This is a genomic window from Vibrio harveyi (assembly GCF_030060435.1).
Taxonomy (GTDB): Bacteria; Pseudomonadota; Gammaproteobacteria; order Enterobacterales; family Vibrionaceae; genus Vibrio; species Vibrio harveyi.
This window is the reverse complement of sequence record NZ_CP125875.1, coordinates 3,434,854-3,458,818: the sequence shown is the minus strand read 5'-3', so window position 1 is coordinate 3,458,818 and position 23,965 is coordinate 3,434,854. Positions and strand designations below refer to the sequence as shown.

At 45.4% G+C, this 23,965-nt stretch carries 22 protein-coding genes; 5 read left to right on the top strand and 17 right to left on the bottom strand.

What is annotated here, in order from left to right; genetic code table 11:
- Nucleotides 1–2: 2 nt before the first annotated feature.
- Together alr and QMY49_RS16360 are read right to left on the bottom strand one after the other, a co-directional pair.
- Nucleotides 3–1,079: an alanine racemase gene (gene alr / locus QMY49_RS16365; RefSeq protein ID WP_005451522.1), complete on the bottom strand. Its 1,077-nt coding sequence runs from the start codon at nucleotides 1,077–1,079 to the stop codon at nucleotides 3–5.
- 13 nt (nucleotides 1,080–1,092) lie between these two features.
- On the bottom strand, nucleotides 1,093–2,493 hold the full coding sequence (locus QMY49_RS16360) for a replicative DNA helicase (protein ID WP_005451521.1): 1,401 nt from the start codon (nucleotides 2,491–2,493) through the stop codon (nucleotides 1,093–1,095).
- Nucleotides 2,494–2,813: 320 nt separating this feature from the next.
- On the opposite strand from QMY49_RS16360, the gene QMY49_RS16355 reads away from it, so the two are divergent.
- Nucleotides 2,814–3,578, top strand: coding sequence for a DUF481 domain-containing protein (locus tag QMY49_RS16355; protein WP_009697565.1), 765 nt, complete (start codon nucleotides 2,814–2,816; stop codon nucleotides 3,576–3,578).
- Nucleotides 3,579–3,656: 78 nt separating this feature from the next.
- On the opposite strand, the gene rplI is transcribed toward QMY49_RS16355, so the two are convergent.
- The 13 genes from rplI to pilM form a co-directional block, all read right to left on the bottom strand.
- Nucleotides 3,657–4,109 (bottom strand): 50S ribosomal protein L9, encoded by a 453-nt coding sequence (rplI, locus tag QMY49_RS16350; RefSeq protein ID WP_005451518.1) that lies wholly within the window; start codon nucleotides 4,107–4,109, stop codon nucleotides 3,657–3,659.
- Between the two features lie 32 nt (nucleotides 4,110–4,141).
- Nucleotides 4,142–4,369 carry a 30S ribosomal protein S18 gene (gene rpsR / locus QMY49_RS16345; protein WP_000090472.1) on the bottom strand — a complete coding sequence of 76 codons (228 nt, stop codon included), beginning with the start codon at nucleotides 4,367–4,369 and terminating at the stop codon, nucleotides 4,142–4,144.
- A gap of 288 nt (nucleotides 4,370–4,657) precedes the next feature.
- Entirely contained in the window at nucleotides 4,658–5,038 is a 381-nt protein-coding gene (rpsF, locus tag QMY49_RS16340) for a 30S ribosomal protein S6 (RefSeq protein ID WP_283312357.1), read from the bottom strand.
- 257 nt (nucleotides 5,039–5,295) lie between these two features.
- Nucleotides 5,296–5,967, bottom strand: coding sequence for a ribulose-phosphate 3-epimerase (gene rpe / locus QMY49_RS16335; RefSeq protein ID WP_005451514.1), 672 nt, complete (start codon nucleotides 5,965–5,967; stop codon nucleotides 5,296–5,298).
- Nucleotides 5,968–6,066: 99 nt separating this feature from the next.
- A complete protein-coding gene (locus QMY49_RS16330; protein ID WP_005451513.1) occupies nucleotides 6,067–6,906 on the bottom strand; it encodes a Dam family site-specific DNA-(adenine-N6)-methyltransferase in 840 nt (279 codons plus the stop codon).
- A gap of 69 nt (nucleotides 6,907–6,975) precedes the next feature.
- The gene (locus tag QMY49_RS16325) at nucleotides 6,976–8,478 is read right to left on the bottom strand and encodes an AAA family ATPase (protein ID WP_283312354.1); all 1,503 of its coding nucleotides are present in this window, start codon (nucleotides 8,476–8,478) and stop codon (nucleotides 6,976–6,978) included.
- A 53-nt stretch (nucleotides 8,479–8,531) separates the two neighbouring features.
- On the bottom strand, nucleotides 8,532–9,632 hold the full coding sequence (gene aroB / locus QMY49_RS16320) for a 3-dehydroquinate synthase (protein ID WP_009697563.1): 1,101 nt from the start codon (nucleotides 9,630–9,632) through the stop codon (nucleotides 8,532–8,534).
- Between the two features lie 31 nt (nucleotides 9,633–9,663).
- Nucleotides 9,664–10,182, bottom strand: a complete 519-nt coding sequence (aroK, locus tag QMY49_RS16315; RefSeq protein WP_005451507.1) for a shikimate kinase AroK — start codon at nucleotides 10,180–10,182, stop codon at nucleotides 9,664–9,666.
- A gap of 189 nt (nucleotides 10,183–10,371) precedes the next feature.
- Nucleotides 10,372–12,123 (bottom strand): type IV pilus secretin PilQ, encoded by a 1,752-nt coding sequence (locus QMY49_RS16310; protein WP_005451505.1) that lies wholly within the window; start codon nucleotides 12,121–12,123, stop codon nucleotides 10,372–10,374.
- Nucleotides 12,124–12,157: 34 nt separating this feature from the next.
- Nucleotides 12,158–12,673, bottom strand: coding sequence for a pilus assembly protein PilP (locus QMY49_RS16305; protein WP_005451501.1), 516 nt, complete (start codon nucleotides 12,671–12,673; stop codon nucleotides 12,158–12,160).
- Entirely contained in the window at nucleotides 12,663–13,256 is a 594-nt protein-coding gene (locus QMY49_RS16300) for a type IV pilus inner membrane component PilO (protein WP_005451500.1), read from the bottom strand. Before QMY49_RS16300 ends, QMY49_RS16305 begins: the two co-directional genes overlap by 11 nt.
- Nucleotides 13,249–13,824: a PilN domain-containing protein gene (locus QMY49_RS16295; RefSeq protein WP_005451499.1), complete on the bottom strand. Its 576-nt coding sequence runs from the start codon at nucleotides 13,822–13,824 to the stop codon at nucleotides 13,249–13,251. Before QMY49_RS16295 ends, QMY49_RS16300 begins: the two co-directional genes overlap by 8 nt.
- On the bottom strand, nucleotides 13,808–14,824 hold the full coding sequence (pilM, locus tag QMY49_RS16290) for a type IV pilus assembly protein PilM (protein ID WP_026138410.1): 1,017 nt from the start codon (nucleotides 14,822–14,824) through the stop codon (nucleotides 13,808–13,810). The genes QMY49_RS16295 and pilM overlap by 17 nt, the downstream gene beginning before the upstream one ends.
- A 178-nt stretch (nucleotides 14,825–15,002) precedes the next feature.
- Between pilM and QMY49_RS16285 the strand changes: the two genes are divergently transcribed.
- Complete coding sequence (locus QMY49_RS16285) at nucleotides 15,003–17,573, top strand: penicillin-binding protein 1A (RefSeq protein WP_283312350.1); 2,571 nt, start codon at nucleotides 15,003–15,005, stop codon at nucleotides 17,571–17,573.
- Between the two features lie 66 nt (nucleotides 17,574–17,639).
- Here QMY49_RS16285 and oxyR read toward each other — a convergent pair whose 3' ends face one another.
- On the bottom strand, nucleotides 17,640–18,548 hold the full coding sequence (oxyR, locus tag QMY49_RS16280; RefSeq protein ID WP_005451495.1) for a DNA-binding transcriptional regulator OxyR: 909 nt from the start codon (nucleotides 18,546–18,548) through the stop codon (nucleotides 17,640–17,642).
- Nucleotides 18,549–18,722: 174 nt separating this feature from the next.
- Between oxyR and QMY49_RS16275 the strand changes: the two genes are divergently transcribed.
- The 3 genes from QMY49_RS16275 to QMY49_RS16265 all read left to right on the top strand — a co-directional run bounded on the left by QMY49_RS16275 (nucleotide 18,723) and on the right by QMY49_RS16265 (nucleotide 21,809).
- Complete coding sequence (locus QMY49_RS16275; RefSeq protein WP_005451494.1) at nucleotides 18,723–19,451, top strand: redoxin family protein; 729 nt, start codon at nucleotides 18,723–18,725, stop codon at nucleotides 19,449–19,451.
- A gap of 217 nt (nucleotides 19,452–19,668) precedes the next feature.
- On the top strand, nucleotides 19,669–21,141 hold the full coding sequence (locus tag QMY49_RS16270; RefSeq protein ID WP_050902269.1) for a dihydrolipoyl dehydrogenase: 1,473 nt from the start codon (nucleotides 19,669–19,671) through the stop codon (nucleotides 21,139–21,141).
- A 386-nt stretch (nucleotides 21,142–21,527) separates the two neighbouring features.
- Nucleotides 21,528–21,809, top strand: coding sequence for a DUF3624 domain-containing protein (locus tag QMY49_RS16265; RefSeq protein ID WP_026000384.1), 282 nt, complete (start codon nucleotides 21,528–21,530; stop codon nucleotides 21,807–21,809).
- Between the two features lie 154 nt (nucleotides 21,810–21,963).
- Here QMY49_RS16265 and argH read toward each other — a convergent pair whose 3' ends face one another.
- Nucleotides 21,964–23,838 (bottom strand): argininosuccinate lyase, encoded by a 1,875-nt coding sequence (gene argH / locus QMY49_RS16260; RefSeq protein ID WP_005432701.1) that lies wholly within the window; start codon nucleotides 23,836–23,838, stop codon nucleotides 21,964–21,966.
- Nucleotides 23,839–23,965: the final 127 nt, after the last annotated feature.

The following is a 23,965-nucleotide window of genomic DNA, read 5'->3' as shown; positions in this document are numbered from 1 at the left end:
GGTTACTTCGAATATTCCATTTCGACGCGAGAAGTCAGTTTAGTTACCAATTCATAAGCGATAGTGCCGATGTGACTCGCCACTTCTTCTACTGGTAAATCCATACCCCACAAAATAGCTTCGTCGCTTACTTTATCAGTCGCGTCTGGACCTAAATCGACCGTCAGCATATCCATAGAAACGCGACCTGCAATTGGTACTTTGCGTCCGTTAACAAGAACTGGCGTACCATTCGGTGCTGTTCGTGGATAACCATCTCCGTACCCAACAGCAATGACACCGACTTTAGTATCTCGCTCACTGGTCCACATGCCACCATAGCCGACACTTTCACCTTTCTTCACTTCACGTACCGCGATTAAGTGCGATTTCAGTGTCATGACGGGTTTATAGCCCATGTCTTGTGCCGTTTTATCATCAAATGGAGACACGCCGTACATGATGATTCCAGGACGAACCCAGTCTAACTGGCTTTGCGGCCAAGCAAGTAAGCCTGCTGACGCCGCTAAAGAGCGCTCTCCTTGACAGCCTGCGGTAAGCGACATAAATAAGTCGATCTGCTCTGTCGTAATACTATTACCTAGCTCATCGGCACAGCCAAAGTGACTCATGTAACGTAGCGGTTTCGCCACGTTTGGACACTCTTTAAGGCGTGTGATGAATTCATCGTACTGCTCTGGACGCACACCAAGTCGGTGCATGCCACTATCGATTTTGAGCCAAACGACAACTGGCGTTTCAAGCTCTGCTTGCTCCAACGCAGTCAACTGCTCTTCACAGTGGACGACCGTTTGAATGTTATTCGTCACCAATACAGGCAAATCACCTGGCGAGTAAAAACCTTCAAGTAAAAGAATCGGCTTTACTACGCCACAAGCGCGTAACTGAAGGGCTTCTTCGATACGAGCAACACCAAAAGCATCCGCATGAGTAGCGTGTTTAGCTACATGACGAAGACCATGACCGTAGCCATTCGCCTTCACCACGGCCATCACTTTGCTGTCTGGTGCTTGTTCTTTTACTCGCTGTAAGTTGTGCTGCAGTGCTGACAAGTCAATGCATGCCATCGCGGCTTTCATGTAGCTCATTGCATTACTCATCATCAATATCAAATGCTGGACCCGCGTAGTTATCAAAGCGCGAGTGTTGACCTTGGAATGTTAAGCGAACCGAACCGATAGGACCGTTACGTTGCTTACCAATAATGATTTCTGCCGTGCCTTTGTATGGGCTGTCAGGATGGTAAACCTCGTCACGGTAAATGAACATGATCAAGTCGGCATCCTGCTCGATAGAGCCCGATTCACGCAAGTCTGAGTTAACCGGACGTTTATCTGCGCGTTGCTCTAGGGAACGGTTTAGCTGAGATAGCGCAACGACAGGCACATTCAACTCTTTCGCCAACGCTTTAAGTGAGCGCGAGATTTCCGCGATTTCCAAGGTACGGTTATCCGAAAGAGCAGGCACACGCATTAGCTGAAGGTAGTCGACCATGATCATGGACAAACCACCATGCTCACGAGCGATACGACGAGCACGAGATCGCACTTCGGTTGGCGTTAGACCCGAACTGTCATCAATGTACATGTTCTTCTTGTCCATAAGAATGCCCATGGTAGAAGAAATTCGCGCCCAATCTTCATCATCTAGCTGACCAGTACGAATCTTCGTTTGGTCAACACGAGATAAGGACGCCAACATACGCATCATCAGCTGTTCAGCAGGCATCTCTAACGAGAAGATAAGTACAGGTTTGTCTTGGCTCATCGCCGCGTTTTCACACAAGTTCATCGCAAAGGTAGTTTTACCCATCGATGGACGCGCCGCCACGATAACCAAATCCGAACCTTGTAGACCTGCCGTTTTCTTGTTGAGGTCATTAAAGCCGGTCGTTACCCCCGTCACACCGTCTTGCGGGGTTTTATACAGAATCTCAATTCGCTCTAGTGTTTTCTCCAGAATGTTATCCACGTTTTGTGGACCTTCATTCTCGCTAGTGCGTGATTCTGCAATGGCGAAAACTTTACTCTCCGCCATATCAATTAAGTCTTCTGAGCTTCGACCTTGAGGATCGTAACCAGCATCAGCGATTTCGTTCGCGACACCAATCAAACCGCGTACAATCGCGCGCTCCGCGACAATATCAGCATACGCGTTAATGTTCGCCGCACTTGGGGTGTTTTTGGCAAGATCAGCAAGGTAGGCAAAACCACCCACGTCTTCCAATTGTTCGTGACGCTCTAGGTGTTCAGATAACGTGATCAAGTCGAGAGGCTTACCATCTTCAAGAATGGTTTTAACCCCTTCAAAAATCAGGCGATGGGGACGACTATAGAAATCACTACTTACAACACGTTCGGCTACGGTGTCCCAACGTTCATTGTCTAGTAATAGACCGCCAATTACTGATTGCTCAGCTTCTAGCGAGTGAGGTGGCACCTTGAGTGCTTCGACCTGACTGTCTGAAGGTTTGCGATTTCTGTTTTCCGCCATGACTTTGCTCGATAACTACTAATGACCCAAGATTATAACCTTAAACTTAGCTAAGATGCTTCCCTCATGAGACAATTACTTGTTAAGAATTCCACAAGTGAAGAACTAAAAAGTGGCTTTTTATAGTGCGAATTTGTTCGATTACGATAGAATCTCATCAATCCGTACTGAAGCATATTGTTTGTAAAGTTTAACGCCTTCATAAAGGTGTCTAACAAGGTTCTACCACTTAGGTCTAATAAAAATTAACCTATCATTGACCCAATAAAACATCTGTATCAGTATCATGCCCCTCCTTTTTATTTACGTTCGAGGTTTTTGTGTCCCGATACTGGTTACTTGGCTTTAGCTTACTTTGCACAGGAGCATCGTACGCTGAAGAATCAGTAAAGCCAGAGCAAGAAATTGAAGTGCCCGATCCTCTAAAAACTGAGGTCGAGTTCGGCTATCAAGCTCACACAGGTAACACGGACTCTCGTTCCCTGAATGCTCGTCTGAGTGCTGAATACACTTCTGGTCGCCACCGTTCTAATGGCGAATGGAAGTACTACAACCTTTACAAAGATGGCGAAGAAGACAAACGCTCTTCGACCTATAGCGCACAAACCGACTACAAGTTAGGTCCAAAGACATACTTGTATGGCAGTTTTAAAGGGGTTGATTCACGCTACAGTGCTTACTTTAAAGACTACACTCTTTCTGGCGGTCTGGGTTACCAGTTCGCTTATACTGAAAACTTCACCCTTGAGGCAGAAATTGGTCCTGGTTTTCGCTACCAAGAGCCAAATTTAGATGAGATTGATGATGATGACATCGTCTTTCCAGATATCGTTCAAGAAGGGATCTTGCGTGGTAACATCAATACCACGTGGCATGCACTTGATAACTTGAGCCTTTCTGCAGATATCACGTTAGTGAGTGGTAGAAGTAACACGCGTGTCGACAGTGATCTTAGTGTTACCAATGACATTACCGAAGACATTGCTCTTAAATTAGCGCACTCTCGCCAATATCACGATAAAGTGCCAGAGGGCTTGAGCAAGGCGGATAGTGTATTTTCCGTCAACCTTTTGTTTGCCTTCTAACTCCCGCTTTTCATCATATTCAGACATAAAAAAAGCACCTCCGAGGAGGTGCTTTTTACTATTTCGCTTGGTACTGAATTACTCAGCAGCAACAACTTGTAGGTTGATTGTAGCGAAAACTTCAGAGTGAAGTTGAACGCTGATCTCGAACTCACCAGTGTTACGTAGAGCACCTTCAGGAAGGCGAACTTCGCTCTTAGCAACTTCAACGCCTGCAGCTGTGATAGCTTCAGCGATGTCACGAGTACCGATAGAACCGAATAGTTTGCCTTCGTCACCAGCTTTAGAAGCAAGAACAACTGCTTCTAGAGCGTTAACTTTCTCAGCACGTGCTTCAGCAGCAGCTAGTTGCTCAGCAACTTTAGCTTCTAGTTCAGCGCGACGAGCTTCGAACATTTCAACGTTGCCTTTAGTCGCCATAACTGCTTTACCTTGAGGGATAAGGAAGTTACGTGCGTAGCCAGATTTAACGTTTACTGTGTCGCCAAGACCACCTAGGTTACCGATTTTATCAAGTAGAATAACTTGCATTGCTTAATCCTCTTTCTTAATAAAACGACCGATTACTGATGCTTATCAGTGTACGGTAGTAGAGCTAGGTAGCGTGAACGCTTGATAGCGCGAGCTAGTTGACGTTGGTATTTAGCGCTTGTACCAGTGATACGGCTAGGAACGATTTTACCAGCTTCAGTGATGTAGTTTTTAAGAGTTGCTACGTCTTTGTAATCAATCTCTTGTACGCCTTCTGCAGTGAAACGGCAGAATTTACGACGACGGAAGAAACGAGCCATGGGCTATCTCCTGATCTTAAATTTGAGTAATGTTGTCGGCGATAACACTAACTTCCTAAATCTTTCGATTGGAGTGACAAGTGATAAGCTCACTTATCTTAATGCTACTGCCTTGTACTAAATCTGAGTGAATACTTGTGACCTAAGCCCAGTGACGACTACCTGTCTAAATCTGCAGAGTAAAACTCTATCCGAAACCAACAGTGTCTTATTATCAATAGGCTTAATTACGAATGGGCAATTTGGCAATGAAGCCAAGTAGCACCATCCGGATGGTCAAAAGAAAAATTACTCAGCAGTTGCTTCTGGCTTAGCTTCAGCACGCTCTTCGCGACGAGGAGCACGCTCTTCTTTCTGCTTAAGCATGATAGATTGCTCAGTGATAGCCGCTTTAGTACGCATGATCATGTTACGTAGAACTGCATCGTTGAAACGGAAAGCAGTTTCTAGCTCATCGATTACAGCTTGGTCAGCTTCAACGTTCATTAGAACGTAGTGAGCTTTGTGAAGCTTGTTGATTGGGTAAGCCAGTTGACGACGACCCCAGTCTTCTAGACGGTGGATTTTACCGCCAGCTTCAGTGATTGAACCAGTGTAACGCTCGATCATGCCAGCAACTTGCTCGCTTTGATCTGGGTGCACCATGAATACGATTTCGTAATGACGCATTGGTTGCTCCTTACGGATTATTCAGCTTCCACAAATGGCTCAGTCGTCCAGAGGAAGCAAGGAACTAAAGAAAATTGACTGAGTTTTAAGGAGCACGAATAGTACAGAAAGGACGCAAAATAGGCAAGTGATTATTTGCACACCGCGATGGATATTTTTTCTCGGTTCGCGCTAGAAACAACAAAGGCTGCCGGTACGGTGGCAGCCTTTCAAATCATAGCGTTAACGCGCTAGTTTAAGAACGTGTTTATCCGCGCTTATTTTGCTTCTGCAAGCTCAGCGCGCATTTTATCGATCACTTGCTTGTAATCTGGCTCACTGAAAATCGCAGAGCCAGCAACAAACATATCTGCACCCGCTTCTGCGATTTCACGAATGTTGTCCACCTTCACACCACCATCGATTTCTAGGCGAATATCACGACCAGACTCATCAATCATCTTACGCACTGCGCGCAGTTTATCTAATGTGTGAGGAATGAATGATTGACCACCAAAACCTGGGTTAACTGACATCAGTAGGATCAAGTCAACTTTATCCATAATGAACTCAAGGTGAGCAAGTGGGGTGGCAGGGTTTAGAACCACGCCAGCTTTACAGCCGTGCTCTTTGATTAGTTGAAGCGTACGGTCTACGTGCTCAGATGCCTCAACGTGGAAAGTAATCATTGATGCACCTGCTTTCGCGAAATCAGGAATGATGCGATCGACTGGCTTCACCATTAGGTGTACATCAATTGGAGCTGTGATGCCGTAATCACGTAGCGCTTTACACACTGGAGCACCAAAAGTCAGGTTTGGTACATAGTGGTTATCCATAACGTCGAAGTGCACCACATCCGCACCCGCTGCGAGAACTTTCTCTACGTCTTCACCGAGACGAGCAAAATCAGCCGATAAAATGGATGGAGCAATTAGAAAATCTTTCATACCTGACCTCAGTAGTGGCGAGCAAACAGCAAACAATTTGCGCGCAATTCTACCGAAGCCAGTGGGGAGATCCACTATTTCAATGCAATAGTGTGAGAATTAAGAGTCAGATTTGTCCGCGTCAGGTGCACGAAATAGCGCCAGCAACTCGTCAACTTTATTACGGCCACTGCCATTACGACTGATGGTTCGCTTCACTTTTACGACATTAAGCTCCGCACCATGATAAAGGCGACGCGTTAATGTCGTGTCATGGTTTGAGATCAGAACAGGGATACCACGTTCAGTTGCGGCTTTCTCTGCAATATCAGCCAATGCAGCTTGATCATCCAGCGTAAAGCCGTTGCCAGCATAAGAGGTAAAGTTCGCCGTGTTCGACAACGGTGCGTACGGTGGATCGCAATAAACCACGCTGCCTTTACGCGCTCGACTGAACGTTTCTGGGTAACCTTCACATACGAACGTCGCTTTCTTTGCTTTTTCAGCAAAGAATTCTAGCTCCGCTTCTGGGAAATAAGGCTTTTTGTAAGAACCAAACGGGACATTAAAGCCGCCTTTTTTGTTATAACGACATAAGCCATTAAAGCCAAAGCGGTTCATGTATAGGAACGCCAACGAGCGGTACATCACGTCATCCGTTTTATTAAACTCGGCGCGAATATTCAAGTACGCTTCTTTGCGATTGTTCTCTGCAACAAACCAGCGCTTCGCTTCTGAGATGTACTCTTCAGGACGCTCTTTTAGTAAGTTATAGAGATTAATCAGGTCGGGGTTGATATCCGCCAGTAGATAGTGGTCATAGTCGGTATTTAGAAAAACCGAGCCAGCACCAACAAAAGGTTCAACTAGCTTTCGAGCCGGTGGTAAATGACGTTGGATGTCTTCAACCAGACCGTATTTGCCTCCTGCCCACTTAAGAAAGGCTCGTTGCTTTTTCATCTACTGCTCTATCTATCGACCAAAAATTAAGGCTGCGGAATGTAACATATTTTTCAACGAAGCTCAGGATTATTTCACGCGATCAATTTCTCGATGTACTTGACCCAGTGATTTTGCCCATGGACTCACCGATTTAAGTGCATCTGGTAAGCTTTCAACAGCGTCTCGCGCCAGCTGAATCGTAGGGTAATCTTGGTAAGTGATAATGTACCACTCTGTTCCGCTACGAACGGTTGGATAAATTCTCACCTGACCATTTAAGTCGTACTTATCAAGAAACGCTTGTACATCCTCCATCGCCGTCATTGCCCCCAACTGTAAAGTGTAAGCACGAGGCGATAGTGCTTTCAGCTCTTCTCGAGCAAAAGAGAACTTCACTATCGGTTTTCCAGACGTCGCTTTCTCTGCTTCAGGCTGCTGACCGGTTTGAACCACATTGATCAATGAGGAATTTGATGCGCTTTTCGCTTGAGGGATAGATTCTTCGACAACCGTTTCAATGTTAGTGGTATCGGCTGCTTCAGGCTTGCCTTCTAGAAGTGCGTCAACGACATCCGACTCAATCACAACGCGTTGCTGCTTATCTTCGCTGCCGACACTCGCTACTTCACTCGTTACCGCTGGAGGAAGAGCATCTGAATCATCCGTAGCGTCTGTCAGGTTAGTATCATCCGAAGGCTCTGAGCCATCATCCATCGATGAATCTGCACGACTGATTTGAGCCTCTGGCTCGTTTAGAGTTGGAATGGCAGTTTGCTCAATGACTCCAGTGATTTGCTGCGCTTTATCATCAGGGCTTGGTTGATTATACATCCACCAATATCCACCAGCCGCCAACAAAAGTAATACCAGCACAACGAGTGCAATGTTAAGGGGCGAACCGACAATTGAGCGGATAATGATCCTTTTTTCCACTTTCATCTCTCCTAAAGCCATGATGTCACCCGGTACCGGGTCAACTTTCTTGAATGCATCTCGAACGCGTTTTTCAGAGTCATCATCGACATATCGAATCACTAGCGACTCAAAAAAGCGACGAGCTTCAACTTCTGACAGCATATCAATATCGAGTTCAACTGGCTTGTACTCTTGTCCGTAGCTAATACGCGACAATACTGACTCTAAACGCCCAGTTTGCGTGAACAGTAAGACGTTGATTTTCCAATTTGGATTGGCTTGCGCTGCAAGCACTAGCATCCATAACTCTGAAACTAGGTTTTCACTCAACAAATGCGCATCATCGACCACGATGGCAATATCGCACGTGTCATCACCTAAGATTCTCTCCAAGCTATCGAGCAAAGTATCTTGCTGATTGAACAATGCATCCGAGACGATCTGACTCAAGATAAGCATGCGATGCTGCACATCATCTTGATTTGAATGACAAAGTAACAAACATTGATTTTTGTTACTGGCACCGAGCTCAAGGTATCGCTGTGCCAACCAAGATTTTCCGTACCCGGCTTGACCATTAACAGCGATCAGATTAGACGCAAAGTTAGTTAATAAGCCTAATCGGTCTAATAACTCGGTTTGTGAATCCAATTCAAGAACGTGAGCGAAACTCATCTAAATAACCTTAATAAACTACAAGAATGACGCCCCAAGGCGCCATTACAAGGTTAAATGTCTCGACCGAAGTCGATAGCTTGTTTGATTATGTCTTGCGGCGTATCAGCAATGACTTCGGCACTACCAATACCCGTAGGTAAAACTAAGCGTAATTGACCAGACAATACTTTTTTGTCGCGCATCATGTGCGTCATAAAGTCATCAAAAGTCATGCTATCTGGCGTATGCACTGGCAGTTTTGCTCGGCGCATAATGGAAATGATGCGATCAAGCTGCTCTTGCGAAATTAATCCACGCAAATGAGATGTTTTCGCCGCCATAATCGTACCCGAAGATACCGCTTCACCGTGTAGCCAGTTACCATAGCCAAGTTCAGCTTCAATGGCATGACCAAAGGTATGACCCAGGTTCAACAGCGCTCGAATGCCCGACTCTTTCTCATCTTGAGCAACCACTTCCGCTTTGATTTCACAACAACGTGCAATAGCGTAAGTTAGCGCCTCTTCGTCAAGTGCATACAATCGTTCTAGATTCTCTTCTAGCCAATCGAAAAAAGCAGGATCGTAAATGATGCCGTATTTGATCACTTCTGCAATACCCGCTGCAAACTCGCGTTCTGGCAGTGTCGATAGGCAGTTGGTATCGATGATAACGGCTTTAGGTTGGTAGAAGGCACCAATCATGTTTTTGCCCAGCGGATGGTTAACTGCGGTTTTACCACCTACTGATGAATCCACTTGAGACAATAATGTGGTTGGGATTTGAATGAAATCAACACCACGTTGGTAACACGCCGAAGCAAAACCTACCAAGTCGCCAATAACACCACCACCTAACGCAATAATCACCACATCACGAGCATAACTTCCCTCTAGCAGGAAGTTCATGACTTGATTAAATACGTCTAAGCTTTTGTATTGTTCGCCATCTGGCAATTCAAGCAGGGATGCATCACAACCGAGCTGTTTTAGTTGGCTAAGAATTTTATCCGCATACAGAGGCGCGACCGTAACATTACTGATCACAACCACTTTCTGGTTTGCGTTTTTGCTTGAAAGAATTTGAGAAAGGTACGCCGGGTCTTCAAATAACCCGGCGCCAATTGAGATTGGGTAGCTACGCTCTGCTAGATTGACCGTAATCCGTTCCATCGGTGTGCTCCAATTTGAAAAAGATAAATGCTTATCTCTCTTCTAGCATTTTTACGATCTGGTTGGCTACCACTTTTGCACTCTGATCGTCAGTACGAACTGTGTAATCCGCTACTTCTTCGTATAGAGGGTTACGTTCGCCTGCCAAACTTTCCAACACTTCACGAGGGTTTTCAGTTTGAAGTAGAGGACGCTTCTTGTCGCGGTTTGTACGCGCAAGTTGCTTTTCAATAGTTGTTTCTAGGTAAACAACAACACCACGTGCTGAAAGACGGTTACGGTTTTCTTTGCTCTTAACAGAACCACCGCCTGTTGCTAGCACGATGCCTTGCTCTTGAGTTAGGTCTTCAAGTACCGCTTCTTCGCGCTTACGGAAGCCTTCTTCGCCTTCTACATCAAAAACCCAAGCAATGTCTGCACCAGTGCGTTCTTCGATCACTGTATCAGAGTCTACGAACTCCATATGCAGTTGCTGTGCTAGATGTCTACCAATTGTACTTTTGCCGGCACCCATTGGGCCAACAAGGAAAATATTACGTTTCTCAGCCATATTTAGCGATAATTTACAACGTTAATTCAATAAGATCGCCACAAGAAACACACAGCCAAACTGCTGTTCTACAAGGCTTGTGGCACCAATTCCTCACAGATAATTCGTGATAAGACCCGAAATTATCCAAGCATGGTGCCACTAATGCAACTTTATTTTTGATCTAATCGATTTTTTACTCGCTGAGTCTTACTGAATCACCACTTTAGGCGTAACAAAAATCAGCAACTCACTTTTACCGACATTTTCGTAACTTCGACGGAAAAGTGCCCCTAACAGCGGTAAATCACCTAATAAAGGTACCTTATCGACGGAGTTTGTAATGCTGTGTTGGAAAATACCACCAAGCACAACCGTCTCACCATTATTCACCAATACTTGAGTGCCAATACGCTGAGTATCAATCGCAACTGCCTCACCGGTACCAGTTTTTACCACTTGACCCGGTCTATCTTGCGTAACACTCAAATCCAGCACCAAACGGTTATCAGGCGTGATCTGCGGTGTCACTTTTAAGCTCAGCACCGCTTTTTTGAACGTTACGGATGTCGCACCGCTGGAAGAGGATTCTAGGTAAGGAATTTCAGTACCTTGTTCAATATAAGCTGGCTTCTTATTGGTAGTAATTAAACGCGGACTAGAAATGATTTCTGCTTTTGATTCTTGTTGCAACGCAGACAACTCCAAATCCAACAAAGTGTCAGACCCTAGTTTCGCAACTTGGAAAGCAATACTGGTTGCATTTGGGCTGGTTGCAGCAAGGTTAACGTTCAGGAAGTCATCAATACCAACACTGCCGCCACCGTCTTCACCATCGCCGTCGCCACCGCCGCCATCGTAGAGACCAATAGTTGCAAGGTTGTTCTCGATCGATCCACCAACCGTATGACTACCATTAATCGATGTGAAGCCCCAGCGAACGCCAAGTTCATCCATGTTACCTTCATTGATAGTCACGATACGTGCTTCAATCTGAACTTGTTTTACTGGAATATCTAATGATTCAATGATTTCACGAATTACTTGAATATTCTCCGGCAACTCACGGATCAATAATGAGTTAGTACGCTCATCAATCGTCATGCTGCCACGATCAGAAAGCATACTAATGTTACCTTCACCGTTAATCATCTCTGCAATATCCGATGCTTTCGCAAAATTCACTTTGATAATTTCAGAAGAAAGTTCACCCATTTCTTGTTCAAGCTTTTGTTTTTCTAGTTGTTGCTTCTCGCGCAGATCGAGCTCATCCTTCGGAGCAACCAAAATAACGTTACCATCTACACGCTTATCCAAGCCTTTGACTTGAAGGATGATATCCAGCACTTGTTGCCAAGGTACACCGTCCAAACGCAAGGTCAGGTTCCCTTCAACTGAGTCTGAAACCACAAGGTTAAACTGGTTGTAATCAGCAATAAGCTGCAGCACATTTCGCACCGGAATATCTTGGAAGTTAATCGAAATCAACTTGCCTTCTTTTTCCAGAATACTTTTGTCTGGTGCTTTTTCGTTGGCTTTGAGCTTACCAACCTTCACCTCTAGATAACGCCCTGTGAGGCGATAGTCATGGGTATAATCTTCATCAATGTAAGCGACCAAACGCGTCGTAGAGGTATCGCGGAAAACCTCAACACTCTCTACCACTGTAGAGAAGTCTTTTACATCAAGTAGATAAAGCTGATCGTCTTTAACTGACGTATTGAGCAAGTCGATACTTAAACCTTCTTGCACACGCTTGATATCAACAATAGCAGCTGGCGATGCAAGCTCTACGACGATAACCGCGTCTTTATCTTTATTAGTACGGAAGTCGATGCTCTTAAGCGAGTTAGACTTTACTTCTTCCGCTGCGACTAAAGGGGCTAAAAGTAGAAACAACCATAAAGAGAAGAGCCCTGTTAGCTTCCTTGGTGTCAGTGTTAATCCTTGTCTCATTTTCATCATTACTCAATATCAAAAATAAATGCAGCTATGCCTATCTCAAAGCCAACTTAACTTTGCGTTTTTGCCAACAGCCCAAACCGTCTGGCAAGGTTTCATTAATCAATAAATAGTTGTGGGATACATGGGTAACCTTGCCATTGTTGCGTCCAAGGTATTGACCTGGTTTTACTTTGTAAACAGTGCCATTCGGAGCCTGAACCAACCCAGAAACACTGCTGCCGATACCCATCACACCCTTCAAGCGCAGTTGCGCAAGAGGAAACCTTTCCAATTTGCCAGTTCGCTTTCTTGAAGGAGGTTGCCAGCAGTCTTTTCTTGCAACAGGTTGAGTTGCAATCGTTGCCTCTTTTGGCAATTCGAAAGGTGCACGCAATATTTCTGGTTCGTAGTTAACGACAACATACTCTTCAACAGGCTGCAGTTTGGTGACATCACGGCGAGCTTGGTTCTCCACGTCACGAATAAATTCCGTCAGTGATTCATCATTGGCTTGGCAGGCAGTCAAAACGCCAGCAATACACACCATCAGCAAAGATTTACTTCTCATCTTTCTTCACCTCTGGTTTGAACTGGTAAGTGTTTGCTTTCACACGAAAGTGCAGAGTTTCACTCTCTTGGCTGACACGCTGCCAAGTCACGTCTTTAAAAGTGATGATGCGTGGCAACGTCGCAATCGCTTGGGAGAAACGACCGATATCATGAAAATCCCCTGTCAACTCAATGTCGAGCGGTAAACGATAAAGGAAGTGTTCTGATTGCTTATCACCCCAGTCGATTCGGGTGAACGTCAACTTATTATCAATTCCGAGTTCATTCACCGAAGCCAACATGGTTGCCAGCTCTTTCTGTGCAGGCAGTTGTTGCAGTAGCAATTCGTATCGAGTAGTAAGCTCATCAAGTTGCGATTGCAATTGAGGCAAAGCAGCGACTTTGTTCGCTTTGATCCGTAACGCAACTTTTAAGGTTTGTTCTTCTTGAATAAGGTTATTCAGCTGTTCTTGCTCTGGCTTTAAATAAAACCAATAACCAAGGCCTTGAATCAGCACAACTAACAACAAGATCACTACTATCTGAGGCACCAATGGCCACTCAGCGATCTCATCCATTTCTAGATCTTGCCAATTAACCATGTTGGTTACCTCCTTTCACCGAGGCGTCTTTGAACATGAAGGAAACTTTGAAAGTCTGAAACTCTTTCCCAAAACGCGCTTTACCATGAACGATAGAATGCATGTCGACATCTAGCAGCTTGGCTGAACGCTCCATGTTGTCGAGCATGGTGGCCAAGCGAGGTGTACTATCAGAGATACCCGAGATTTCAATTTCATAATCATTCATTTTGATCTTATCGACGTAGACTCCTTCAGGGATCACCGACGGCATCAGGTTCATGAACTCCGTGGTCTTATTACGCCCATTTTGCAAACCTTCAACGATCTTTAACCTCTCCAAGATCTTGCTGTGCTCTTGTTCAGCAATCTTCATCGCTTCGATTCGTTTATCAAGCTGGGAGATATAGTGCGCCAAATAATCAAGGCGCTGCTGTTGTTGATCCTGCTGATATTGATAGAACTTACCAATGCCCCATTGCACGCCCAACGCAACAATCACCCCCAAGACGATCAAACTGAGAAAGCGGCGGCGGTGTTCTTCACGTTGATTCTCACGCCATGCAAGGAGGTTAATGTGATACAGCATGTTTGCCTCCTAGCCATTGAATACCTCTAACCGCTAAGCCCGCAGCCGCAGTAAAATGCTGCCAATCTGCTGCACGGCGTTTGCGTTTCGATACTTTCATCTCGAATAGACCGAGCGGATTAAGCAACTCACACTCCAATGCCAACTGACTTGAAAGTTCTTCTGCTAACATTGGCGTAGCTGCACCTTCACCAGACAACCAAATGCCTTTGATGTCTTGACTACCATTAATCGAGGTATAGAGCTGAATCTGGCGCTTTACACGATCAACGATTTGTCGATTAAACTGCTCAGTAGCAACTTGCGTGTCTTCAGCAAGAGGGTCTTGCTGAAATAGATCATTTGAAGTTCGCGTGCCGTAAGGAAATTCCTTGTGGAACAATTCACTCTGCTCTGTAAACATGGTGAAAGAGCTGCTCAATGCACTGATATCCAACAAGCAATACTTGCTCTTTTCAGGGAAGCGCTCGACAGCCAGTTTCCATATATGCCCTAAACTTTGTGAATGCACGTCCACCAGCACGGTTTTCAAGCCTGACTTTTGCAGAGCATCGACACGAGTTTCAACGACATCTTTGCGAGTCGCGAATACTTGATAACTGTCTGTTCCACGCATCTGCTCATCGGCATCAAGCTTTACAAAATCAAGACTGAGCTCTTCAACAGGAAATGGGGATTGATGCGAGAAAGCTTGCACCACGGCAAACTCTTTCTCACTCTCCTCCAAGTTCTGCTCAATTTGCAGCTTCTTGCTGATCACGGCATTATCAGGAACAGAAATTGCGACCCGTCGAGCCCAAAATGGCAGCTCTTTTCTTATCTCTTTAAGGGTCTTTACAATTTCTTGATGATTTATGGTGTTATTTTCAGCGACAATACCTTCCTTAAGTATTATTTCTTTGTAACCCAATAAGGCGTAACTGTTGCCATTGGGTTTAAGTACCACGGCTTTGAGGCTGTTATGGCCAATATCTATGCCCGTAACTAATAGCTTATCCATCTCTACTCTCGCTCCGAAATTCCTGCGTGCTTATGTAGTTAGCGCACAGAGAATTTTCTTCGTGCAAAGGTTGTTATTAGCACCCAAATAGGAGTTAATACCTCTTATGTGCTAAATTTTTGACCTAAGAGTACAAGGGTTTGCCGTTACACAGCCTCAACCAATCAGGGATTCTCCGGTGAAGTTCATAAAGCGTTTATTATTTTTAACATTGATTTGCATAATTCTTGGAGTCACCACAATTTTTGGCTTCTATCAGTACGTGAAGCCTGAATTGCCAGATGTTGCAACCCTAAAAGATGTTGAATTACAAACACCTATGCAGGTTTTTAGTCAAGATGGGAAACTGATCGCACAGTTTGGCGAGAAGCGCCGAATTCCTGTTACCTACGACGAAATTCCGCAAGATTTGATTCACGCGCTGATTGCGACCGAAGATAGCCGCTTTTATGAGCACCCTGGTATCGATCCAATCGGTATTACTCGTGCTGCTGTTGTGGTGGCATTATCTGGTTCTGCAAAACAAGGTGCGAGTACCATCACTCAGCAGCTAGCGCGTAACTTCTTCTTATCTAATGAGAAGAAAATCATGCGTAAAGTGAAAGAGATCTTCATTGCGATTCACATTGAGCAGTTGTTGACAAAACAAGAGATCATGGAGCTATACGTTAACAAGATTTTCCTTGGCTACCGCTCTTACGGTTTTGGTGCAGCCGCTCAGGTTTATTTCGGTAAGAGTTTGAATGAACTGACTCTCAGCGAGATTGCTACGTTAGCAGGTATGCCAAAAGCGCCATCAACCATGAACCCACTTTACTCACTAGAGCGAGCGACAAAGCGTCGTAATGTGGTGTTGATGCGTATGCTGGATGAGAAATACATCACTCAAGCGCAATACGATGAAGCACGCGCAGAGCCAATTGTGGCACGCTACCATAGCGCTGAAATCGAACTGTCTGCCCCATACGTCGCAGAACTAGCACGTTCTTGGGCAGTAAAAGAATACGGTGCAGACAAAGCGTATACGTCTGGTTTGAACATTTACATGACGGTAGATTCCAAGCTTCAAGACGCAGCAAACAAAGCATCCATCAACAATATCCTTGCTTACGATGAACGTCACGGCTATCGCGGAGCAGAGAAAGTACTGTGGAAACAAGGCGAACCTGCTTGGGATACAGAGCAGATTGAGAAGCATCTGAAGAAGCAGCCAACATATGGTCAACTTTATCCAGCGGTTGTGACCAAAGTAGACGGTAAAACGGCACAAGTTTGGGTGAAAAACAACGACGAACAAACTCTCGCTTGGACAGGCATGAGCTGGGCTCGTAAGTTCCTGACTGATGAACGCCAAGGCGCAGCACCAAAATCAGCGCAAGAGATCCTAGAAGTCGGCCAGCAAGTTTGGGTTCGCGAAGTCAGCACAACTGACAAAGATGGCGACACCATCAACAATTGGAAGTTGAGCCAAGTGCCAAATGCAAACACCGCGTTTGTCGCAATGAACCCAGAAAATGGTGCGGTACTTTCTCTCGTTGGTGGTTTTAACTTCGTCCATAGCAAATTTAACCGTGCGACCATGTCGGTCCGTCAGGTAGGTTCAAGTATTAAGCCTTTCATCTACTCTGCTGCGATCAATAAAGGTCTAACGCTGGCATCATTAGTTAACGATGCTCCAATCAACAAATGGGATGCAGGTTCTGGCTCGGCATGGCGTCCGAAGAACTCACCACCGACATACATTGGTCCTACTCGCCTACGTATCGGTTTAGCACAATCGAAAAACGTAATGGCGGTGCGCACTTTGCGTGAAGTAGGCTTAGATGCGACTCGCGAATACCTGACTCGCTTTGGTTTTGATATCAACGAAGTGCCGCGTTCAGAGACTATTGCGCTTGGTGCGGGTAGCTTAACACCGATGAAAGTAGCACAAGGTTACTCGGTCTTTGCCAACGGTGGTTACTATGTTGAACCATTCTACATTGACCACGTTGAAGACTCTTTCGGTGAAGTGCTATTTAAAGCCAATCCAAAAGTTATCTGTCAGCATGATTGCCCTCAAATGGAGCAAGAAGCGCCGGTTGAAGATAAGTTTGCCGCAGAGTTTGGCGAGCAAGATATCGCAATGGATGAGCCAACATCAGACAACGCATTAGAAGACAATACACCACAATATGCGAAGCAAGTTATCTCAGCACAAAACGCATTCTTAATGCGTGAGATGATGTACAGCAACATTTGGGGCGGCGGTAGCTGGCGTGATGGTACCGGTTGGAACGGCACAGGTTGGCGCGCTCAGAAACTCGAACGCCGCGATATTGGCGGTAAAACCGGTACAACCAACGATTCAAAAGATACATGGTATAACGGTTACGGTCCGGGCATTGTCGCTATTGCATGGGTTGGCTTTGACGATCACTCTCGCACTCTAGGTCGAACGACTGTGAACAGCAACCTTGGTAAAGGACAGATTTCTGGTGCGGAATCGGGGGCGAAGACAGCTGAGCCAGCTTGGATTGATTTCATGCGCGTCGCACTTGAAGGTACGCCTCAAAAAGCGAAAAACATCCCAGAAGATATCGTCCGTGTTCGTATTGATCGTGATAGCGGTCTTCTGACTCATAAAGTCGATGGTTCATCCATGTTCGAATATTTTGAGAAAGGAACTGAGCCAACTGAGTACGTCGGTAACAGTTTAGAAGACAGTATCTATTCAGGTGGTGGTAGCGGCTCAGAAGAGTTGTTCTAACAACCACTCATCAGATAAAACAAAAAAGGGAGCCATTGGGCTCCCTTTTCCTATATTAACTTGTGCTTAAGCGGCAATAGAGTCTTCCTGAGCCTCTAGTACCCCTTTAATCGTTGCAGCCAAGGTTTCGAAACGAGCACGCAGTGGAGAGCCCGGACGATAAACTAAAACAATGCTGCGAGAAGGCGTTGGATTAATCGCAGGGACATAACAGACACCATCCTTCTTCTTCTCATGCGGTACAGATAACTGTGGTAATAACGTGATACCTGCGCCCGCCGCAACCATATTACGTAATGTTTCTAGACTGGTGGCTTTAAAGCGCTCGTCATCTTTTGCTCCTGCAGCAAAGCAAAAACCAAGTGCTTGGTCGCGTAGGCAGTGACCATCTCCTAGCGCCAAAACGGTTCGACCATTAAGATCCAACATGTCTATATGGTCTAAACCAGCCCATTCGTGATCGCAAGGTACAGCAACACTCAACGGCTCGTTATAGACCTCAATCTCTTTAAACGGAGCTGTTTCATCAACTGACGCTAGTACAAGGCAATCAAGCTTACCTTCTTCCAACTGACGTACCAGTTGGTGGGTTTGAGCCTCATGTAAAAACAGTTCTAACTCAGGAAACTCTTCTTTCAGTCGAGGGACTATTTTTGGCAATAGGTAAGGACCAACGGTTGGAATAAAGCCAATGTGCATTGGACCGGTCATCGCACCGCTTTGACCGCTCGCCATATCTTTGAAAGTTTTCACTTCACTTAAGATGCGTTTTGCTTGCTCCACCAATTGCAAACCAGAATCAGTAAACAGCACTCGACGGCTGCTCCTTTCTAGTAAGGCTGTACCAAGTTCGTCTTCCAGTTTTCGAATCTGGCCACTTAAAGTTGGTTGGCTAACAAAACAGGCTTCTGCTGCTTTTCGAAAATGCTTGTGCTCCGCAAGCGCCACCAAGTACTCAAAATCTCGGATATTCATACGTACGATTCGCTTCTTGTTTGGCGATAGAAATAATCTATCAAAACCATAGCATTAAACGATTAGAGCTATCAAAGTTTTTTTTCAATAATGAGCTCAACAAAACGAAACTGAGCGACAAATAACGCTAAGCTCGAAAACGAATTATTTCATAAATTTAAAAAGGAAATCATCATGTTTGCATCAAAAGAAGGTCAAGCTGTACCACAAGTTACTTTTCCTGTTCGTAAAGGTGACGCATGGGTGAACGTAACCACGGATGAACTGTTTAAAGACAGAACGGTTATCGTATTCAGCTTGCCGGGTGCGTTTACTCCAACCTGTTCGTCAAGCCACCTACCTCGTTACAACGAGTTATTCTCAGTATTTAAAGAGCATGGTGTGGATGAGATTCTATGTGTATCAGTAAACGACACGTTTGTAATGAATGCATGGAAAGCTGACCAAGAAGCTGAAAACATCACTTTCATCCCAGATGGTAACGGTGAGTTCACAGATGGCATGGGTATGCTAGTAGACAAAAACGACATCGGCTTCGGCAAGCGTTCATGGCGTTACAGCATGCTAGTGAAAAACGGTGTGGTTGAGAAAATGTTTATTGAACCAAACGAACCAGGCGACCCGTTCAAAGTTTCTGATGCAGACACAATGATGAACTACGTAGCACCTGAGTACAAAACTCAAGAATCGATCACTGTGTTCACTAAACCAGGTTGCCCTTTCTGCATGAAAGCGAAACAAAATCTGATTGACCACGGTCTTCAATATGAAGAAGTGATTTTGGGTAAAGACGCAACAACAGTCAGTCTACGTGCAATTTCGGGTCGTACGACGGTTCCTCAAGTGTTCATCGGTGGTAAACACATCGGTGGTAGCGAAGAACTAGAAGCTTACCTAGGTTAATAATTTGCCTAATGGGCTTGGGTTGGCAATTTAGCTGTCCAGAACTCAGCCCTTAGTCTCCCGGAACATCCCTCGCCCGGGAGACTACCCCCCTCAATCACTTCCTATGCTTAGTCTTGATCACTGCTCTTCTTCGGACTATCAAGATTAATGAACTCAAATTCACTCTTCTAAACTTAGTCATCTCAACTCAGTTTGGACAAAACGAGAATCCATTATGAAACAGTTAAATGTTGACGTAGCAATCATTGGTGGTGGTACAGCAGGTCTTGGTGCATACCGCGCAGCAAAAGCACACACAGACAGTGTTATGATGATCGAAGGTGGTCCTTACGGCACAACATGTGCTCGTGTAGGTTGTATGCCCTCAAAACTTTTGATCGCTGCTGCAGAAAGCGTACATCAAATCGAGAAAGCACCAGGTTTCGGCGTGCACCCACAAGGCGAGATTTACATTAACGGTCGTGAAGTAATGGATCGAGTAAAGCGTGAACGTGACCGCTTTGTTGGCTTTGTGTTGGAAGGCGTCGATGAGATCCCTGCTGAAGATAAAGTTTCAGGCTATGCCAAGTTTATTGATGACAATACGCTAGTCGTTAATGACCACACCCAGATCACCGCAAAACGCATTGTGATCGCAACAGGCTCACGTCCAGCATACCCAGCGGTATGGAATGAGCTCGGCGATCGCCTAGTCATTAACGATGATGTATTCGATTGGGATGACTTGCCAGAATCCGTTGCAGTATTTGGTCCAGGTGTCATTGGTCTTGAATTGGGTCAAGCGCTGCATCGTTTAGGAGTGAATGTGAAGCTATTTGGTCTTGGTGGTCAAGTAGGACCATTGACGGACCCTGAAGTGATGGCGTACGCCGATAAAGCATTCAAAGAAGAGTTTTACCTTGATGCCGATGTAAAAATCGAAAGCATGAAACGTATTGCTTCGCCAAAAAATAACGGTGAAGATAAGGTCGAAATTCAGTTCATCAACCACGATGGTGAACTAGAAACCTTTATTGTCGATTACGTATTGGCAGCAACAGGTCGTCGCCCGAATGTGGATAAGCTCGCGATTGAAAACACCAGTGTGGCATTAGATGAGCGCGGCGTACCAACGGCGGATCACTATACATTGCAAACTTCGGTAGAGAGCATCTTCATCGCAGGTGATGCAAGTAACCAAATTCCACTGCTTCATGAAGCGGCAGACCAAGGTCGTATTGCTGGTGATAACGCTGGCCGCTTTCCTGATATTCGTGCAGGTTTGCGCCGCTCGCCTATTTCTGCTGTATTCTCTGATCCACAAATTGCCATGGTTGGTGAAACCTTTAAGCAATTGGAAGCACGTTTAGGCACCTGCGGCTGTTTCGCAACCGGAGAGGTCTCGTTTGAAAGCCAAGGTCGCTCACGAGTGATGCTACGCAATAAAGGCATATTGCATGTGTACGGAGAACAAGGCACCGGACGCTTCTTGGGCGCAGAAATGATGGGACCAAACGCCGAGCACTTAGCCCACCTGCTCGCTTGGGCACATCAAAATAAAATGACAGTTTCAGCAATGTTGGATATGCCGTTTTACCACCCAGTAATTGAAGAAGGCGTTCGCACCGCACTGCGAGATTTGAATGCAAAACTTCACTTAGGTCCAGAGACAATCAAGCACTGCCTAGACTGTGGTCCTGGTTGCTAATCCTGCCCTCATTTTCCTTAACATCGATAAACAAAAAGCCTCGTCATAGACGAGGCTTTCTTCTTTCAGCTTTATCAATTCAAGAATCAATAGAGCTGTGGTTATGCAGTCATCATTGCATAGCGACTCACCAACACAATGGCTGTTAATCCAATCGTGAAAAAGCTACCCGCTAAACCAAGTGCTACTTTAAGTTCTGTCGACATTATTATTTTTCCTATTGTCAGGCTGACAGCGCACCATACATCAATTACGTGCTACACAATTTTGACCAAGCTAATTTTTCATTTTTGGTTTGATAAGCGAGACTAAGAAACCAAGCAAAAACACTACCAAGCAGGAGTTGAGGTTATAATCAGAAGCAAATAGATAGTTTGGGTAGAACAATGACTTGTCGAAGTTGCCAAGAGCATTGGTTTTGGAAAAAAATCGGGCGTTGCCAGCGATGCATGGATCAACTTACCGTGCTCTCTGTCTTATGTTGGATCGTATGGTGGTTTGCATTTAAAGATGATCCACAAAGCATCGAGTCGATCGCACTGATCTTTGCGGGCTTTGCGTTTAATGGTCTGCTGTTTTTACACCTCTGGATGCGCTTCGTTATTCTGCCGTGGCAGCGCCGCCATAGAAAACAAAATAAAGATGATCATCATCCAGATGACAGATAGAAAAAAGCCCCAAAACCAATACCGGTCTTGGGGCTCTCTTAGATTCTTCTAAGAAAAAGCAGTGGTACTTTAATAGACCGGGCTTCCTCTCAAAGGTTCCAAATTTTTTTCTGATTTTTTTAGTATTTTCTTAAATACTAATAGAATCATTAACCTAGGCTACGTTACTTTTCTGGATCAATTGTTCGAACAAGTTGATCTCCAGTGCAACTTCATCACATGCATGCTGACGTGGGCACTGATCGCAATCTTTCAGTACTTTCTCTGGCAGCAATGACTTCGACGTTGGCAAGAAGCTTTGCTTCATAAAGAACTCTGGCGTACGTGTCAGCACAAAGACTTTCTTAATAGCCATTTGGCGCGCCTTCTCAACCAGATAGTTCACAATCGCACTGCCCTGCCCTTGACCTTGCCAACCCGCTTCAATACCTAAAGAGCGAATCTCTGCTAAGCCTGAGTCATAGACATACAAAGACGCACAACCAGTGACTTCTCCGTGGTGCTCGGCAACCGCGAAAGAACCAATGTCACGTACCAACTCATTACGTGAGCGTGGTAGATTCTCACCCATATTTGCCCAGTACGCCACCATGCCTTCCAGTGTCTCAATATCCGTCAGACGTGCTGGACGTACTTTGACTGCTGAAGTGTCACGTTGAGATAGACGCTTGTCTGCTTGGTCGACAGCATAAGCCACTTGCTGCGGCGACACGCCACCAAGCGCACAACGTTTCTCAAGGCATGAATCGATGGTCAAGATGTCATACACATCCGCCTCAATCACTTCAGAGAAAGATTTCAATTCTTCAATCGACAACTCTTCTAACGCACAGCCTTTGGCAATTGCACCAACCACAGCAACACCGACGATATGGTGCGCTTCACGGAATGGGATGCCTTTCGCCACTAGGTAATCCGCCAGCTCAGTTGAGTTTGCGTAACCTTGCTTCGCCGCTTCTAACGTACGCTCGCCATTAACCTTAATGCCATCGAAACACAATGCTGCCATTTCCATACAGTCATTCCATGTATCAAGCGCATCGAACAGACCTTCTTTGTCTTCTTGCATGTCTTTGTTGTAAGCCAGTGGCAGCGCTTTCACCGTCATCATCATGCCAGCAAGCGCGCCGTATACACGACCTGTCTTGCCACGAATAAGCTCTAATGCATCTGGGTTTTTCTTTTGTGGCATCAACGAAGAGCCTGACGTCACGGTATCGGCTAGTTCAATAAAGTTAGACTCACCCGAGTTGTAGAAGATCATGTCTTCTGCCAAGCGAGATAGGTGCAACATCGAAATAGATGCCACAGACATCAGCTCCATCACATGGTCACGGTCAGAAACCGAGTCTAGCGAGTTACGTGTCGCACGGTGGAAACCAAGGTTGTGAGCCAGCTCTTCACGGTCGATAGGGTAAGCGGTCCCCGCAAGCGCACCCGAGCCGAGTGGACACGTATCCAAACGCTTTAGCGCATCGTTCAGACGTGAGTAATCACGCTCAAACATTTCAACATAAGCCAAGCACCAGTGAGCAAACGTCACAGGCTGAGCACGTTGTAAGTGCGTATAACCAGGAAGAACAGTACCTTGATGCTGCTTAGCAACGCCAACCATTTGAGTCTGTAGGCGATCAAGTGCAATCAACAGTTGTTGACCTTGCTGACGACACCAAAGCTTGAGATCGGTTGCAACTTGGTCGTTACGAGAACGTCCCGTGTGTAGCTTTTTACCTAGGTCACCAACTTTATTGATCAGTTGCTGCTCGACCCAAGAGTGGATATCTTCAGCGTCTGAACGTAAGATTTGATGTGGGTCTTCCATCACTTCAAGCTTGAGTTCATTTAGTGCTAGCTCAAGCTTTTGTTGTTCATCTGCAGATAACACGTCAACAGACAGCAATGCTTTAGACCACGCAATTGAGCCTACGATATCTTGCTCGGCCAATCGGTAATCGAAACGCAACGAATCGTTGAAGTCTTTAAATCTGGTATCTGCCGCTTGGGTAAATCTTCCGCCCCATAATGCCATTGCGTCTCTCCTGATGACTATTGCTTACGCTAACGTGTTATTCATTAAGTGTTGACCAAATCGGTGGTCATTTGCTCACTTTTTCTTATGCCTCAACGTTACGATAATCGTAGATAAAAATAAAGTA

Coding starts and splice junctions, on each gene's coding strand:
- alr (WP_005451522.1), bottom strand. CDS start 1,079: ATGAAAGCCGCGATGGCATGCATTGACTTGTCAGCACTGCAGCACAAC.
- QMY49_RS16360 (WP_005451521.1), bottom strand. CDS start 2,493: ATGGCGGAAAACAGAAATCGCAAACCTTCAGACAGTCAGGTCGAAGCA.
- rplI (WP_005451518.1), bottom strand. CDS start 4,109: ATGCAAGTTATTCTACTTGATAAAATCGGTAACCTAGGTGGTCTTGGC.
- rpsR (WP_000090472.1), bottom strand. CDS start 4,369: ATGGCTCGTTTCTTCCGTCGTCGTAAATTCTGCCGTTTCACTGCAGAA.
- rpsF (WP_283312357.1), bottom strand. CDS start 5,038: ATGCGTCATTACGAAATCGTATTCATGGTGCACCCAGATCAAAGCGAG.
- rpe (WP_005451514.1), bottom strand. CDS start 5,967: ATGAAAGATTTTCTAATTGCTCCATCCATTTTATCGGCTGATTTTGCT.
- QMY49_RS16330 (WP_005451513.1), bottom strand. CDS start 6,906: ATGAAAAAGCAACGAGCCTTTCTTAAGTGGGCAGGAGGCAAATACGGT.
- QMY49_RS16325 (WP_283312354.1), bottom strand. CDS start 8,478: ATGAGTTTCGCTCACGTTCTTGAATTGGATTCACAAACCGAGTTATTA.
- aroB (WP_009697563.1), bottom strand. CDS start 9,632: ATGGAACGGATTACGGTCAATCTAGCAGAGCGTAGCTACCCAATCTCA.
- aroK (WP_005451507.1), bottom strand. CDS start 10,182: ATGGCTGAGAAACGTAATATTTTCCTTGTTGGCCCAATGGGTGCCGGC.
- QMY49_RS16310 (WP_005451505.1), bottom strand. CDS start 12,123: ATGAAAATGAGACAAGGATTAACACTGACACCAAGGAAGCTAACAGGG.
- QMY49_RS16305 (WP_005451501.1), bottom strand. CDS start 12,673: ATGAGAAGTAAATCTTTGCTGATGGTGTGTATTGCTGGCGTTTTGACT.
- QMY49_RS16300 (WP_005451500.1), bottom strand. CDS start 13,256: ATGGTTAATTGGCAAGATCTAGAAATGGATGAGATCGCTGAGTGGCCA.
- QMY49_RS16295 (WP_005451499.1), bottom strand. CDS start 13,824: ATGCTGTATCACATTAACCTCCTTGCATGGCGTGAGAATCAACGTGAA.
- pilM (WP_026138410.1), bottom strand. CDS start 14,824: ATGGATAAGCTATTAGTTACGGGCATAGATATTGGCCATAACAGCCTC.
- oxyR (WP_005451495.1), bottom strand. CDS start 18,548: ATGAATATCCGAGATTTTGAGTACTTGGTGGCGCTTGCGGAGCACAAG.
- QMY49_RS16275 (WP_005451494.1), top strand. CDS start 18,723: ATGTTTGCATCAAAAGAAGGTCAAGCTGTACCACAAGTTACTTTTCCT.
- QMY49_RS16270 (WP_050902269.1), top strand. CDS start 19,669: ATGAAACAGTTAAATGTTGACGTAGCAATCATTGGTGGTGGTACAGCA.
- QMY49_RS16265 (WP_026000384.1), top strand. CDS start 21,528: ATGACTTGTCGAAGTTGCCAAGAGCATTGGTTTTGGAAAAAAATCGGG.
- argH (WP_005432701.1), bottom strand. CDS start 23,838: ATGGCATTATGGGGCGGAAGATTTACCCAAGCGGCAGATACCAGATTT.